Consider the following 14329-nt stretch of genomic DNA (forward strand, 5'->3'; position numbering starts at 1 on the left):
GGCGACCGGAGCAATGATCGGGTGCCCCGGTGGGTTCGGCGGCACTCGGGACCAACGACTCTTCCGGCAGGGCACGAAGTCCTGATGTCCGGCTCCGGCGGATGCCATGCGGATCCGTCGGAGCCGGACATCAGCAGCCGGGCATCAGCTGCCGAAAATCAGCACAGCTCCGTGACCGTCAGTAGAGCTTGTTGACGGCGGTGACGGTCGTGGTCTTGAAGTCGGAGACCTGGGCGTCCGCGAAGCCGCCCATCTGACCCCACTGCACGAGCGTCACGGTGGTGCCGTCGCGCCCCACCGAGAACATGTTGATGTCGGAGGCCCCCCACGAGGCGACCGTGTGGACGCCGTAGACATGGGCGCCCTCCTCGACGTCCAGCTTGCCGTAGTACTTCTGCTTCGCGGTGATCTCGGGGTCGAGCTTCATCACCGTCTCGGCGCATCCGTCGAGCTTCTTGCGCAGCAGGGCCGCGAAGTCCTTGGCCCGCTGCTCGCTGCGCTCGACCACGGTCACCTGCAGCGCGCCGGTGTCCAGGTCCGTGCGGTACGCGCGGTGCACGGAGATCGACGGCAGCGCCTCACCGACACACATCGGCAGGGGGTCCGGCTGCCCCGCCGTCACCGGCCCGGCCTGCCAGGCCGACGAGGCGTGCGGCGGCAGTTCGGAAGCCGCCAGGAAGCGGGGGGTGTCGTCGGCAGCGGAGGCAGGCACCGTTGTCGCGGCGACACCTGACGCGGCCAGTACGGCGGCCGCGGCGAGCAGCTTCTTGTCGATTCGCGTGTTCATCCTCATCGTTCCCCCACATGTTTTCGGTCGGTCGACGTGCTTCGGACGGATCGGTCCGCCCTTGGATCCCACGCCTCATACGACCCGCCACACCCCGGGGTCGTTGCCCTCTCGCGCGTCACAGGTCTGTCCGCCATGTCACCGAACGGCAACACGCCGCCTCACACCAGCCCCGTCACGGTCACGGACACCCGTGGGGGTTCGGGTGCCCCGAGCGCTTCGCGCACGGTCTCGGCGACGGCGGCGCGCACCGCCCGTGTCACGTCCACCGCGCGGTGGCCGCGGTGCAGGACGACGTGGACCTCGACGTGCCACCGCCCCGCGTCACCGCCCCCTTTCACGCGTACGCCCGCCGAGCGCCCGGACCGGCCGGTGCCCGCGCCCCCGCCGTCCCGGTTCAGCCGGGTCAAGGGGCCCGAGGCGCGCAGCAGTTGCGCCAGGCCGGGGCGCAGGAAGGCGACCCCGGCCGTGCCGAGCACCGCCCGTGCGACGGCGTCGGTGAGATCACCGGAAGCGGGCTGTTCGGTCACGGCTGCCGTCCTTCGGTGTCGTCGTCGCCGGTGATGTCCGTGATCGTCACGTCGACGGCCAGGACCGGCATGCCCAGTTCGGCGCGGACCGCCGCCAGGACCCGCCGGCGGACCCGCTCGGCGGTCTCCCGCAGATTCGGGGCGAGCGCCGCCTGCACTTCGAGGCGGATCATGACAGGGCCCCTGCGCGAGCGGTCCCGGGGGCCGGCGGGCTCGTCGGCCTCGGACGGCACCTCGATGCGGCAGCTGCCCGCCCGCACCCCCGCCAGGCTCTCCGCCGCCGCGCGCACGGTCCGGGCGGCGGCCGCCTCCACGATCCAGGCGTCCTCTTCCTCCTCGCCGAGCGGAAGCGTCCGGCCGGGCCGCAGTTCGAGCCGCACCACGTCCATGACCCGGCCGACGAGCGCGGAGGCGTCGGCCTCCCGCTCGCGCGGTTCCCGCCGGCGCGCGGCGGAGACGACGTCCTCCAGCCGGCGCAGGGTCTCCAGCGCCTCGGTGCAGTGCGGGCATTCGGCGGCGTGGGGGTCCGGCTCGCCGCTCTCGCCGCGCTCCCAGACGCCCCACAGGTCCCGTCCGCACGGCAGCGGCTCGCGCTCCGCGCAGCCCTCGTCCGGCTGCCGCCCCCCGGCGGGCACCCCGCGCTCCACGCCCGATCCGGTCCCCTCGTTCATCGCCATGCGGCCATCGCCTCCGTGAGATAGCGCCGTGCCCGAAAGACGCGGCCGCGCACCGCCTCCGGGCTGATCCCGACCGACTCGGCGATGGATTCGTAGGAGAGGCCGTTGAGTTCGCGCAGCACCCAGCACACCCGTTGCTCCGGTGACAGGCCCGCCATCGCCCTGGTCAGGTCCGCCACGGCGGCGTGCCCCTCGGCCACCCGGACGGGCGAGGCCTCGTGGTCCGGCGCCTGCGGCTCGGGCACGCCCGCCAGGTCGAGGGCCGGGCGGCGCGCGCGCAGCACGTTCAGGCACCGGTTGGTGACGATCCGGTGTATCCAGGTGCCGAACCGCGCGTCGGCGCGGAACTCCGGCAGCTTGCGCCAAGCGCTCACGAAAGACTCCTGCACGGCGTCCTCGGCCTCCGTCCTGCTTCCCAGCAGCCGCGTCGCCAGGCGCAGCAGCGGGGGCGCGTGGCGGCGCACCAGTTCCTCGAAGGCCTCTTCGTCACCTTCCCCGGCCCGTACCGCCAGCAATCCGTCGTCGTGCCGTGCGGGCTGCTCCGCTCGGCCCTCGGGCGCTTGGCCCCGGTCCCCGGGCACACGCGGCTCCTCTCATCCAGGTCGTGCTCGTACGACACACGGAAGGCCGCCGGCGTTACGCGGCGAAGGCACGTTACCTCCCGGAAGGAGCAGTTCTGCCGAGGCGCGTAACGAATTGCCGGCAACCGTGTCAGACAAGCGGGAAGCCGGGCACCCGGTCGGGTGCGCGACGCACCGGCGACCGACGGCAGGACTTCGACCGAGGAGATGGCGGCATGACGACTCAGGACATCCGCTCGAACGCGACCACGTCCGGCGGCGAGCCCGTCGGCCCTGCGGGCTCGACCGGTTCCACCGGCACGATCCAAAAGAGCGCCGGCACCACCACCGTGACGGGCCGGACGGGCCCGGGTGAGCCCGCCGCGACACGCGGGAAGACCTCCATCGCCGATGTGGTGGTGGTGAAGATCGCCGGCATGGCGGCGCGGGAGATCCCCGGCGTGTTCGACATGGGCGGCGGGCTCTCGCGCACCCTCGGCGCGGTCCGCGACCGCGTCCCCGGCGGGCGCCCCAACGTCGGACGCGGGGTGAAGGTGGAGGTCGGCGAGCGGCAGACGGCCATCGACCTGGACATCGTCGTCGAGTACGGCGTGCCGATCACCGATGTCGCCCACGACGTGCGCGAGAACGTCGTCGCGGCCGTGGAGCGCATCACGGGCCTGGAGGTCGTCGAGGTCAACGTCGCGGTCAACGACGTACGCCTGCCGGACGACGACACCTCGGACGCCACGGGCGAGACGCGCGTGGAGTAGCGCCCGGAGCGGGTCCGGGCATGGCCGTGGTGTCTCCTTCTGTGGTGTGAGGTGAGTGGTGAGCACAGCTCTGGCCGGCATGATCGCCGGGATGGCCCTCGGCTCCGCCGGGTGGTTCGGCGGCTTCGGCGCCTTCCTTCTGGTGGCCGCGCTCGGCGCGGTCGGCTTCGTCGTGGGGCGCCTGGTGGACGACGGCACGGACCTGCGGACCTTCCTCGGCGGCCGTGACCGGGAGCGCCGATGAGCGTGCCGGCGGCGGACCGCGGCGCGACCACCGTGGCCGAGCGCGCGGTCCGCCGCATCGCGGAACGGGCCGCCACGGAGGCGCTGCCTTCGGGCGAGGTCCAGGCCGCCCGGGGGTCCGCCGCCGTGCGCGGGCGCCGGGCCCGGGTGAGTGTCGCCGTGACGCTGCCCTATCCGACGGTGCTCGATGACGCGGGTGAACGCGTGCGCTCGCATGTCGCCGACCGGACGGCCGGACTGACCGGACTCGTCGTGCCCTCGGCACGGGTGCGGGTCCGCGCCCTGCGGGTGCGGGAGCCGAGGCAGGGCGCGGAGGCGGCCGCGCCGGTGGCGCGGGCGGGGCAGGGCCGGTCCGGGACCGGGCGGCCCTGGTCGCAACGCCGGGTCCCCGCCGCGGTGTCGGCGTTCGGCTGCGCGGCGGTCTGCGGGGCCTTCCTGTACGACGTGGTCCGGGTGCACGCGGCGGGCCGTCCTCCTGCCCGATGGCGGGCGCGGCTCATGGAGTGGCTGGTCACGCACGGCCCGGACAGCGGTGTCTGGCCCGGCCTGGTGTCGGCGGGCGCCGTGTTCCTGCTCGGCGTGTGGCTGTTGGTGCTGGCCCTCACACCGGGTCGGCGGCGCCTGCTGCCGATGGCGGCGCCGGCCGAGGGCGTCCGGGCCGTCCTCGACCGGCGGGCCGTGTCGGCGCTGCTGCGCGACGCCGTGTCGGAGGTGCCGGGGATCACGCGGGTGCGCGTGCGGGTCGGCCGGCGCGGGGCGCGAGTACGTGCCCGGCTCGGGTTCGGCGGCCTGGAGTCCGCGCGCCGAGCGGTGACCGAGGCCTGCGAGGAGGCGTTGGGCGCGTGTGGCCTGGCGAGGTCCTCGCGGTTGAGGGCGCGGGTGCGGACCGATCCCCTCTGGCGCGCTCCGACACCGCCCGGGGCGAACACGGGTTCCGGCCCGGCCGGTTCACCCGCCTCGCCCTCCCCCACGTCGGACTCCACGACGGCCACGACGGCCACGACGGCTACGACGGCTACGACGGCTACGACGCAGGGGAGCAGCCGCGCATGAGCCGGCTCCGTAACGGCACCAATCGCGCCGTCCTGGCCTGCGCCGGCGTGGCGTTGCTGGCCGTGGGGGCGGTGCTGGGCTCGGCGACCGATGTGGTGCGCGACCGGCTGCCCTCGGACTGGCCCCGCCTCGGTTCCGGGAGGGCGTGGCTGGACGGGGACGCCCTGGGCCGTTGGCGGGACCAGGGCTGGTGGCCGCCGCTCGTGATGAGCGCGCTGGCCGTCGGCGTACTGCTGTCACTGTGCTGGGGCGTGGCACAGGTCCGGGCGGGGCGGCTGCGTGAACTGCCGCTCGGGCAGCCGGAGGTGACGCTGTCCGGCCCCGCGCTCGCCGCGGCGGTGGCCGAACGGGCCCAGGGGCTCGACGGGGTTGCCCGCGCGCACGTGAGCCTGCTCGGCCGCCCGCGGCGGCTGAGGGCGCGCGTCACGTTGGTCCTCACCGCCGAGGGCCGCCCGGAGGCCGTACTGGGCGAGCTCGTGCGCCGGACCGTCGCCGAGGCGAGGGCCGCGGCGGCGCCCCGCCCCTTGACGGTCGAGGTACGACTGACGGGCCGTCACCACAGGGCTCGACGGCTACGTTGACCCCGGAGCCGGCCTCGGACTGACCTCAGGAGTGGTCGTACCAGGTGAACGACGCGATCCGCCAGCCGTCCTCGCCGCGGACGAACTGGATGCTCTTGGTGCCGCTCCCCTCGAACGGTTCGCCGTCCAGGATTCCCGCCTTGCGGTACTCGCCGAACCGCGCCGCGATGTCGCCCACGATCGAGGTCCGCTCGGAGGTCTCCCATTCGGAGAACTCGACGAGCCGGCCGTCGGCCAGCAGTCGCTCACGAGGCTCGATGAACTCCTCCACGGTGTAGGCGGTGAGCTTCTCGCCCGTGCTGACGATCACCCCGCCGGGGAGCATCAGGCGGCGCAGCCGGGCCACGTCGGCGGGCTTGCCGCCCCGGTTGTCGAAAGCGCCGAAGAAGTCGGCGGTCAGCGTGTCTATCTCGGCCTTGGACATGGCGCGACGGTAGCAGCGCGGTGCACGGATGCCGGGGCGTGCGGGTCGTACGGCTTCTTTCGTCAGGGCGTTGCTGATCGTGCGGGCGAGCAGCGGCGGCCACGTTCCGCCAGGTCGGCTCCGCTCGGCGTGTGATCCGCGCGGCGAGCCGCGAGCCGTAGGGGCTCGGCACCTGTCAGCCCGTGCGGTTCGACGTGCGCAGGGCACCGACGGTCCTCAGCAGCCGGTCGGCCGGGTCCCGCAGGCCCGGGTGCGCCAGGACCGTGTTCCGCAGGCCGCGCACGGGTCGGCGCCAAAGGCGGTGCGCGGCGGCCACCGGGTGCGGGCGGGTCGCGAAGCCCTCGCCCACGCGCAGCTCACGTGTCTTGAGCCAGTCCTTGTACTCCTTCTCGCCCCGCCCCATGTCCATCAGCCGGATTCCGGCGCGACCCGCCGCCTCGGCCATGCGCAGGTGCAGCATCAGGCCGGGCGAGTAGTAGCGGAACGCGGGGTCGTACGCGGTGAACCACGCCGCGAGGACCGTGCGCGAGGCGGGCCCGAAGTGCGCGGCGACCGGCCGGTCACCGGCGTAGACGACGGACAGCACGCCGGTGAAGTGCTCCTCGCGGACACGGAAGAGGTGGTCGACCAGGCCGACGATCCAGGGCCGCGCGAACCGGTCCATGCGGCCGGTCCTGCGGTACTGGGCGGACTTCCAGCGCATGAGGGTGCGCAGTACGCGCGGGTCGCGCTCGTCGTGGACGAACCGCGTCTCGCCGGCGTCGCGGGCCAGGCGGCGCTCCTTCTTCAGGACCGTCTTGGCCAGCCCGGGGTAGGTGGCGCGCAGCCAGTGGGGGTAGTTGCCGTCGCCGGCCGTCAGGTCGAGCACCGGCGAGGCGAACGTACCCGTGACGTGGCCGGTGAAGGGCTTCTGCTCCTGGACGAGGTGGTCGAACTCGAAGACCGACAGGCCGCAGGCCTTCAGCAGGTCATCGGTGTCCCAGGTGACTCCGGGGCGGTGCACGAGCGCCTGGCAGTCGGAGAGGCCGAGCCCGATGGCGCGGCCGACGCCGAGAGGGTTGCGTTCGTACGGGAGGAAGCCCACGGGCCTGTCGTCCTCCCGCAGGACGGCCACCTGCGCGCCGGCCCGGAATGCGGCGACGCCTTCCGCGAACTCCGGTGCGAGGAAGGGGTTGGCGTACTCGGGCGACTCGTCCATCGCCTGGTGCCAGGCCGAACGCAGGGCGTCACTCAGCCCGTCGAGCCCGTGGATGGTGATGTCCACCTCAGATCGACCGTCCTCTCGGCGATGCTCAAAAGTCGCGAAACCGTACACGTATGCATGGGTGTCGGCGGGCCGCGCGGGTCAATCCGGCCCGCCGCTCGGCCGGCTGCGCACCGTGCCGATCTGGGCCAGCGCCTCCTGGAGCGAGGTCGGCCGCAGCGCGCCGCGCACCGCGGGTCCCGCCCAGCCGGGGCCGCCGAGCATGACGACGGGCCGGCCGCGGGCGCCGCGTACGCCCCAGCGGGTGTCGGCGAGGTGCTGGGCCAGTGGCACGCTCGCGGTGGAGCGGGCCTGCGACCACAGGACGACGATCTCGGGGCCCGTCCTGCGGACCGCCGCCGAGAGCGCCTCGACGGGCACAGCCGCGCCGAACATGCGCTGGGGGACGCCCAGTTCGCCCAGAGCCGCGCTGAGCGCCTCCAGCGGGAGCGAGTGCTGCTCGCCGGGGACGCAGGCCAGCACGAGCGGTGTCGCGCGGGGCGAGGCGCTCGGGGTGGCGGTGGCGGCGCGGTGGTGCAGGGTGCGGGAGACGTGCCAGGACAGCAGGTGTTCGACCTCCACGTACCGGTCGCCCGCCTCCTCCCATTTGCGGCCCACCGCGTGCAGTGTCGGCGCCATCACGTCCTGCCAGGCGGTGATGAGGCCGTGGCGCTCCACCGTCTCGGTCAGCAGGTCCTGGACGGCGGGCGCGTCGAGCCGGACGGCGGCGCGGGCAAGGCCCTTGCGCCGGCGGGCGAGGGAGTCGGGCGGTCCGGTGCGCGTCGGCCCGGGAGTGCCGGACGGGGGTACGAGGGTGGGATCTGGGCTTATGCCGCAGGAGGCGGGGGTGAGTCGGAGGGCTGTGCGGGCGGCGTCGGCCGGGGGCACTCCCCGTGCGGTGAGGCGGCCCATTTCCTCGACGACCGCGATGTCCCGCTCTGACCAGCGGCGGTGGCGGCCGGACTCCCGCCGGGCGGGGCCGAGGCCGTATCTGCGGTCCCAGGTGCGCAAGGTCGTGGGGGACACTCCAAGGCGCCTGGCCAGGGCGCCGGTGGTGACGGCGGCTTCCTCCGTCGCACTGGCCGTCCAGCCGCCCCTCGCCTCGTCCGACGGGCGGCCCCGCACCGCTTCGGTGCGTCCCCTGGGTCCCGGAGGCTGGCTCATGCGCTCACGATACGACGCACAACCGATGCGGGTTGCCGGGTGTCCGGGGCTGCTCCCAAGATGACCCAGCCGCGGCCGAAACCGCGGCCCGCCTGACCGATTCGCTTCGGGAACGAGGCGTCGGCGATCACTACGAGGAGCGGACGAGGCGTCGATGAGCACAGCGGTGTCACAGCCCGCGGCGGCCTTCGGCGAAGTGCCGTGGCGGGAGGAGGCGTTGGCGGTGGGGCTGGCGCGCGGCGACGAGGCGTGCCTCGACGCGGTGTACCGCAGGTGCGGGCCCCGGGTGCGGGCGCTGGCATGGCGCGCGCTCGGCGACAGCCGCGAGGCGGAGGACGTCGCCCAGCAGGTCTTCCTCGCCGCGTGGCGCGGCCACGCCGGGTACCGGCCCGAACTGGGCAGCCCCATGGCGTGGTTGACGGGCATCACGCGGCGGAAGGTCGCGGACGCGCTGACGGCGCGGACGCGCAGGGCGGACCTCGTGGAGGACGCGGGGCTGCTGCACGCCACGGGCCGCCCCGGCCGCCCGGAGGCGGACGTGGTCCTCGACCGGGTGCTCGTGGAACGGGAGTTGGCACGGCTTCCGGCGCCGCAGCGGACGGTGCTGCGCCTGACGTTCTACGAGGATCTCACGCAGCCGCAGATCGCCGAGCGCACCGGGTGGCCGCTGGGCACGGTCAAGAGCCACGCGCGACGCGGCATGCAGCGGCTTCGCGCGCTGCTGGGGGACGCCTCCCGCGAGGCATGAGAAGCCCTCGGCCGCAGCGAGCGGAAGAAATCCTCGGCCTGGTGCATCCGCGCGCCCCCGGGCGGCGGAAGCAAGGGGCAGCCCTTCGTGGTCGTCGCCGACTCGGGGTCGGCAGGGGGCGCCCGGACCTCGCTCCCCACGCCTCTCAGCGGGGTCGGCGCCGCTGAGGGGCGTCGCCGTTGCCCCCGAACGGCGGCCGAGGACCGTGGGGGCGCCCCGTGACGCGCGGGCGCGTCCCCACGGCCCCGACGCGGCCCCCTTGGTCACGCCCCGGGTCGATGGCGCGGCCGGTGGTCCTACCAGAAGCTGACGCGCGCGTACCTCCACGGTCTGCCCCGGGTCCGACCACGGGGCGACGTGTCGGCAACGGGCGGCGCACTAGCGTCAGTCGACATGAATCCAGCCCGCAACACCGCGCGCCGCAGCGCCCTCACCGCCGCTCTCGTCCTCACCCTCGCCGTGCCCGCCGTGGGCGGTGCGACCGCGCACGCCGCGCCCCGGCCGGCCGGCTCCGCACCTGTCACGGCCGATGAACCGGCGTCGGCTCCGCTGCGCCTGCCGCGCCCCACCGGGCCGTACGCGGTGGGACGGGACACCGTGCATCTGGTCGACAAGAGCCGCCGGGATCCATGGGTGCCGTCGGCGGACGCGCGGGAGCTGATGGTGTCCGTCTACTATCCGGGCCGGCACGGCGGCGGGCGGCCGACCGCGTACACCTCCGAGGAGGAGGCCCGGCCCCTGCTGGAGTGGTGGGGCGTGCAGGGGCAACTCTCGCCCGCCGCGTACAGCGCCACGCGCACCCATGCCCGCTCCGGGGCACGGCCCGCGCCGGGGCGCTTCCCGCTGGTCGTGCTCTCCCCCGGCTTCAGCGCACCCCGGTCCACGCTCACCCACCTCGCCGAGGACCTCGCCGCCCGGGGGTTCGTCGTCGCCACCGTCGACCACGCGTACGAGTCGCTCGGCACGGCGTTCCCCGGCGGGCGGATCCTCACCTGCGAGGCCTGCGGTCCCGCCGAGAAGCCGGGGATGGGCAAGGTCGTCACCGAGGGACGGGCCAAGGACCTGTCCTTCGTCATCGACCGGCTCACCGGCCGCGACCCCGCGTGGCGGCACTCCCGAATGATCGACCCCCGCCGGATCGGAGCCGGCGGGCACTCCATCGGGGGCGCGGCCGCGGTCGCCACCATGACCCGCGACGACCGCGTACGGGCGGGCATGAACATGGACGGCCACTTCCACACGGACCCCGGCGGGATCGACGGCCGCCCGTTCCTGATGCTCGGCACTGAGGCGGAGCACACGCCGGGGCGCGGTGACGGGGAGAACTGGGACAGCACCTGGCAGGGCCTCGACGGCTGGAAGCGGTGGCTCACCGTCAAGGGCGCCGGACACTTCACGTTCACCGACGTGCCCGTCCTGGCGGAGCAGGCCGGGATCGTCGATCCCGACGTGCCGCTCTCCGGGGAGCGGTCCCAGCGGATCACCCGCGCCTATGCCGGCGCCTTCTTCGAGAAGTGGCTGGGGGGAGCGCCGCGGCCACTGCTCGACGGCCCGGCACCGCAGCACCCCGAGGTCGCCTTCCCCAAGCGCTGACCGGCCGAAGGAGCGGCCGTCCGGCTCGGCTCCGCGCCGAAGACCGGTGATTTCACCGATGTGCCCGGGGCGGGTGTGCCCGGACAGTTGCCGCTGCCAGCAAACGCTCGCCGAAAGGACACGACCGCCGTGCAGCAGCTCACCGACGCATTCCTCGGCACCCCGCCCCCTCCGCGTCCGACCCGCCGGCTCCGTCCGCGCCTGGTGCGGGCGGGGCTCGCCGCCCTGCTTGCCGTGGGCGGGCTGATCACCGCGCAGTCGGGCAGCGCCGGCGCCGCGGAGAACCCGTACGAACGCGGTCCCGCGCCGACCGTCTCCAGCATCGAGGCTCCCCGCGGCCCCTACGCCGTGTCCGAGACCCGCGTGTCGTCCCTGAGCGTGACGGGCTTCGGGGGCGGCACGATCTACTACCCGACGACCACCGCTGACGGCACGTTCGGCGCCGTCGCCGTCTCGCCCGGCTACACGGCCACCCAGTCGTCCATCTCCTGGCTGGGGCCGCGGCTCGCCTCGCAGGGCTTCGTGGTCTTCACCATCGACACCCTCACCACCCTGGACCAGCCCGCCAGCCGGGGCAGCCAACTCCGCTCGGCCCTGGACTACTTGACGCAGCGCAGCTCCGTGCGGGACCGCGTCGACAGCGGCAGACTCGGCGTCATGGGCCACTCCATGGGCGGTGGCGGCACTCTGGAGGCCGCCAAGGACCGCCCCAGCCTCCAGGCGGCGATCCCGCTGACCGGCTGGAACCTCGACAAGACCTGGCCCGAACTGCGCACCCCCACCCTGGTCGTCGGCGCGGACGGCGACACCGTCGCCCCCGTCGCCACCCACTCGGAGCCCTTCTACGAGACGCTGCCCGCCTCGCTCGACAAGGCGTACCTGGAGCTGAACAACGCGACCCACTTCACGCCCAACACCTCGAACACCACGATCGCGAAGTACAGCGTCTCGTGGCTCAAGCGGTTCATCGACAACGATCAGCGCTACGAGCAGTTCCTCTGCCCGCTGCCTCGTCCCAGCACGACGATCGAGGAGTACCGGGGCAACTGCCCGCACACCTCCTGAGAACGCCTCCGCTTGAGGGTTCGAGGAGGGTTCCAAGAAGTTTTACGCCGAAGTAACGTGGCGGTCGTGGCCGGACTGACGACTGCGACGGGTCCCCTCCGGGTATACGGCCGGAGCGCTCAACTGCACGCCGTCGACGCCCTCTTGACCGGCGTGCGCGAAGGTCGGGGCGGAGCCCTGGTGCTGGCCGCGGCACCGGGGCTCGGCCGCACCACGCTGCTCGCCCACGCCGCCCACCGGTTCCGCTCGCTGGGAACGGGGACGGTGCTGAGCACGCGCGCCGTCCCCGCCGAGTCCCTGATCCCGTACAGCGGCGTCCACTCCTTGTGGTGTGCGGGAGCGCCGCTGCGCCCGCTGCCGGAGGGGCCCGGGGCCCTGCTCTGCGTGGTGCGCGACCTCGCGGGCGGGCATCCGCTGCTGATCTGCGTGGACGACGCCCATCTGTGGGACGCCGCTTCCCGCGCGGCCCTCGGCTTCGCCGCCCGCCGCCTCGGCGGGCCCCACCCCGTCGCTCTCCTCCTGTCCGTCGCGGCACACCGCGCGGACGATCCCCATCTGGCCGCGCTGCCCGTCCTGCGCCTCGACCCGCTCGCGCCGTCCGAGGCGGCCGCGCTCTTCGACGACGTCGCCCCGGGCGGCGCCGACCCGGCCGTACGGGAGGCGGTTCTCCGCGCGGCGGGCGGCAACCCCGCCCTGGTCCACGCCCTCCTCGCCGGACTCACGTCTCCTCAGCTGGCGGGGCGGGCGCCACTGCCCCGACGGGTCGCCGAGGGGGCGCTGTCCCCGCCGTACGGCGGCATCGATCCGGCCGAACTCCCCCGGGACACGGCGCGCTTGCTGCTCATCGCCGCCGCCGTCCACGACCCCGGGGACGAGCCGGCCGGCGCGGACCTGGACCTCGTACTGCGGGCCGGCGCGGCGGCCGGCCTGGACGGCGCGTCGCTGCGGGCGGCGGAAGCGGCGGGGATCGTGCGCCTGAGCGCCGGCCGCGTCCACTTCGGCGCCCCCGATCTGCGCCGGGCCCTGTACACCGGGGCCCCGGCCGCCCGGCGCCGTGCCGCCCACCGGCTGCTGGCCTCGGCCCTCGACGACGGGCGCACACCGGCGCTGCTCCAGCGGCTGCACCGGGCCCTGGCGGCCGAGCGGCCCGACGCCCGGCTCGCGACGGCGCTGGCCGTCGAGGCCCGCGCGCCCGGGACCGCTCCGTCCCACGCGCTGCGCGCCGCGGCCCTGACCGCGGCGGCGGATCTCACCCGGGCGTCACGGGAGCGTGCCCTGCGACGTGTCGCCGCCGCCCACCACGCCCGGCTCGCGGGCCGCCCCGCACAGGCCGAGGAGCTGCTCACCGCCGCCCGCGCCGAGTCGAGCGACGCCCAGGTGCGGGGCGCGGTCGCACTGGTCCGGGGCCGGCTCACGCTCGGGGACGGCCCCGTCGCCGATGCCCGCGAGGCGCTCCTGCTCGCGGCGGAACTCCTCGCCCCGTACGACCCGGACGGCGCCCAGGAGGCCCGGCTGTGCGCCATGGCGGCGGCCTGGGACATGGGGGACGCCGAGGCCTACCTGGCGGCCCTCGGCACCCCCCGTGCGGCCGGGGCCACCGGTGCGCCGGCCGGGGGCGCCGACGCGCTGGCCGAGGAGTACCGCGCCGCCATGTCCGTCGTCATGAGCGGGCGGCTCGGTGCCGCGAGCCCCGGCCTGCGCGACGTCGTGGCACACGGCGCGGGGGCGGACGAGCCGTCGCGGCTGCTGCGGGCCGGGGTCGCCGCCCTCCTCGTCGGGGACTTCGCGGCGGCCTCCCGCGTCAACGCCCGGGCCCTGGCCGCCGCGCGGGCGCGGGGCACGGAGATCCACGTACCGCAGGCCCTGGAGTACCTCGCCTACGCCGAGTTGCGGGCCGGGCGGCACGCGCGCGCCCGCGCCCACGCCGAGGAGGGGCTGCGCACCGCCGGCCGTACCGGGCAGCGCAACATCGCCGCCCAGCACCACGCGATCCTCGCGCTGGTGGCGTCGGTGGAGGGCGAGGACGAGGCGGTCGCCGCCCACGCGGCAGCGGCGGCGCGGACCGCCGGGCGGCACGGCCTCGCGCAGGCCTCGACCCTGGCCCAGTGGGCGCTGGCCCGCCTCGACCTGAGCCGCGGCCGCGCCCCTGAGGCCGCCGCCCGGCTCGGCCCGGTGGTGCGGCCGGGGCCGCGCCGGGGCCACTTCGCCGTGCGGATGCTCGCCGTGCCCTGCTTCGTGGAGGCGGCCTGCCTGGCCGGGGAGGACGAGGGCGCGGCCCGCGAGCGCGTCGCGGAGTTCGCCGAGTGGGCCGCCCAGGGCGCCGACCCGCAGGCCCCCGCCCAGCTGGCCCGCTGCCACGCCCTGCTCGCGGGCCCCGCGGACGGTGACGCCCTGTACGCCGTCGCGCTCGCCCGCCACGAGGAGGCCGGCGGCGACTTCGAGAACGCCCGTACGCAGCTCCTGTACGGCAAGTGGCTGCGCCGCAGACGCCGTCCCGGCGAGGCCAGGGGGCGGCTGCGGGACGCCCTCGTCTCCTTCGAGCGGTGCGGCGCCCGCGCCTGGGCCGAGCAGGCGCGCGCCGAGCTGCGCGCCACCGGGGAGGCGTGGAGCACGGGGGCGCCGGGCGGCCTGTCGCGGCTGACCCCGCAGCAGCTGCGGATCGCCCACTGCGTCGCGGAGGGCGCCACCAACCGTGAGGTGGCGCGGCGCCTGTCGCTGAGCCCGCGGACCGTCGACCACCACCTGCGGAACGTCTTCGCGCTGCTCGGGGTACGCTCTCGCGTCGAACTGTCCCGGCTCGTGGCCAGGTCCGAGCGGCTCACCGCCCACGACGAGGCGTGAGGTCCGCCGGATTTCTGTTATCCGGGCGCGGGCCGCGCGTCTCCCTT

General features: G+C 75.1%; 15 protein-coding genes. 8 read left to right on the top strand and 7 right to left on the bottom strand.

Going from position 1 to position 14329, the window contains the following annotated elements:
• Positions 1–178: 178 nt before the first annotated feature.
• From ACZ516_RS12070 to ACZ516_RS12085, 4 genes are all read right to left on the bottom strand, one after another.
• On the bottom strand, positions 179–793 hold the full coding sequence (locus ACZ516_RS12070; protein WP_469009899.1) for a hypothetical protein: 615 nt from the start codon (positions 791–793) through the stop codon (positions 179–181).
• Positions 794–948: 155 nt separating this feature from the next.
• Positions 949–1317 (bottom strand): hypothetical protein, encoded by a 369-nt coding sequence (locus ACZ516_RS12075; RefSeq protein WP_469009900.1) that lies wholly within the window; start codon positions 1315–1317, stop codon positions 949–951.
• Positions 1314–1994, bottom strand: a complete 681-nt coding sequence (locus tag ACZ516_RS12080; RefSeq protein ID WP_469009901.1) for an Asp23/Gls24 family envelope stress response protein — start codon at positions 1992–1994, stop codon at positions 1314–1316. The genes ACZ516_RS12075 and ACZ516_RS12080 overlap by 4 nt, the downstream gene beginning before the upstream one ends.
• Complete coding sequence (locus ACZ516_RS12085) at positions 1985–2575, bottom strand: RNA polymerase sigma factor (protein ID WP_358588701.1); 591 nt, start codon at positions 2573–2575, stop codon at positions 1985–1987. The genes ACZ516_RS12080 and ACZ516_RS12085 overlap by 10 nt, the downstream gene beginning before the upstream one ends.
• Positions 2576–2790: 215 nt before the next feature.
• On the opposite strand from ACZ516_RS12085, the gene ACZ516_RS12090 reads away from it, so the two are divergent.
• Genes ACZ516_RS12090 through ACZ516_RS12105 form a run of 4 tightly spaced genes read left to right on the top strand, consistent with a single transcriptional unit; the run spans position 2791 to position 5204 of the window.
• A complete protein-coding gene (locus ACZ516_RS12090) occupies positions 2791–3327 on the top strand; it encodes an Asp23/Gls24 family envelope stress response protein (protein WP_358700790.1) in 537 nt (178 codons plus the stop codon).
• A 58-nt stretch (positions 3328–3385) separates the two neighbouring features.
• Positions 3386–3571, top strand: coding sequence for a hypothetical protein (locus tag ACZ516_RS12095; RefSeq protein ID WP_469009902.1), 186 nt, complete (start codon positions 3386–3388; stop codon positions 3569–3571).
• On the top strand, positions 3568–4623 hold the full coding sequence (locus ACZ516_RS12100) for a DUF6286 domain-containing protein (protein ID WP_469009904.1): 1056 nt from the start codon (positions 3568–3570) through the stop codon (positions 4621–4623). Before ACZ516_RS12095 ends, ACZ516_RS12100 begins: the two co-directional genes overlap by 4 nt.
• On the top strand, positions 4620–5204 hold the full coding sequence (locus tag ACZ516_RS12105; protein ID WP_469009905.1) for an alkaline shock response membrane anchor protein AmaP: 585 nt from the start codon (positions 4620–4622) through the stop codon (positions 5202–5204). The genes ACZ516_RS12100 and ACZ516_RS12105 overlap by 4 nt, the downstream gene beginning before the upstream one ends.
• Before the next feature lie 25 nt (positions 5205–5229).
• On the opposite strand, the gene ACZ516_RS12110 is transcribed toward ACZ516_RS12105, so the two are convergent.
• From ACZ516_RS12110 to ACZ516_RS12120, 3 genes are all read right to left on the bottom strand, one after another.
• A complete protein-coding gene (locus ACZ516_RS12110; RefSeq protein WP_361085167.1) occupies positions 5230–5628 on the bottom strand; it encodes a nuclear transport factor 2 family protein in 399 nt (132 codons plus the stop codon).
• A 175-nt stretch (positions 5629–5803) separates the two neighbouring features.
• On the bottom strand, positions 5804–6892 hold the full coding sequence (locus tag ACZ516_RS12115) for a GNAT family N-acetyltransferase (protein ID WP_361085170.1): 1089 nt from the start codon (positions 6890–6892) through the stop codon (positions 5804–5806).
• Between the two features lie 81 nt (positions 6893–6973).
• Positions 6974–8035: a MerR family transcriptional regulator gene (locus tag ACZ516_RS12120; protein WP_469009907.1), complete on the bottom strand. Its 1062-nt coding sequence runs from the start codon at positions 8033–8035 to the stop codon at positions 6974–6976.
• 154 nt (positions 8036–8189) lie between these two features.
• On the opposite strand from ACZ516_RS12120, the gene ACZ516_RS12125 reads away from it, so the two are divergent.
• The 4 genes from ACZ516_RS12125 (at position 8190) to ACZ516_RS12140 (ending at position 14282) form a co-directional block, all read left to right on the top strand.
• A complete protein-coding gene (locus ACZ516_RS12125; RefSeq protein ID WP_361085176.1) occupies positions 8190–8783 on the top strand; it encodes an RNA polymerase sigma factor in 594 nt (197 codons plus the stop codon).
• Between the two features lie 393 nt (positions 8784–9176).
• The gene (locus tag ACZ516_RS12130) at positions 9177–10376 is read left to right on the top strand and encodes an alpha/beta hydrolase family protein (protein ID WP_469009908.1); all 1200 of its coding nucleotides are present in this window, start codon (positions 9177–9179) and stop codon (positions 10374–10376) included.
• A 201-nt stretch (positions 10377–10577) separates the two neighbouring features.
• Entirely contained in the window at positions 10578–11441 is an 864-nt protein-coding gene (gene bdeA / locus ACZ516_RS12135; protein ID WP_469010460.1) for a bis(hydroxyethyl) terephthalate hydrolase, read from the top strand.
• A gap of 66 nt (positions 11442–11507) precedes the next feature.
• Entirely contained in the window at positions 11508–14282 is a 2775-nt protein-coding gene (locus tag ACZ516_RS12140; RefSeq protein WP_469009909.1) for a helix-turn-helix transcriptional regulator, read from the top strand.
• The last annotated feature ends 47 nt before the right edge of the window (positions 14283–14329 follow it).

This window comes from Streptomyces sp. NPDC034037 (assembly GCF_055575715.1).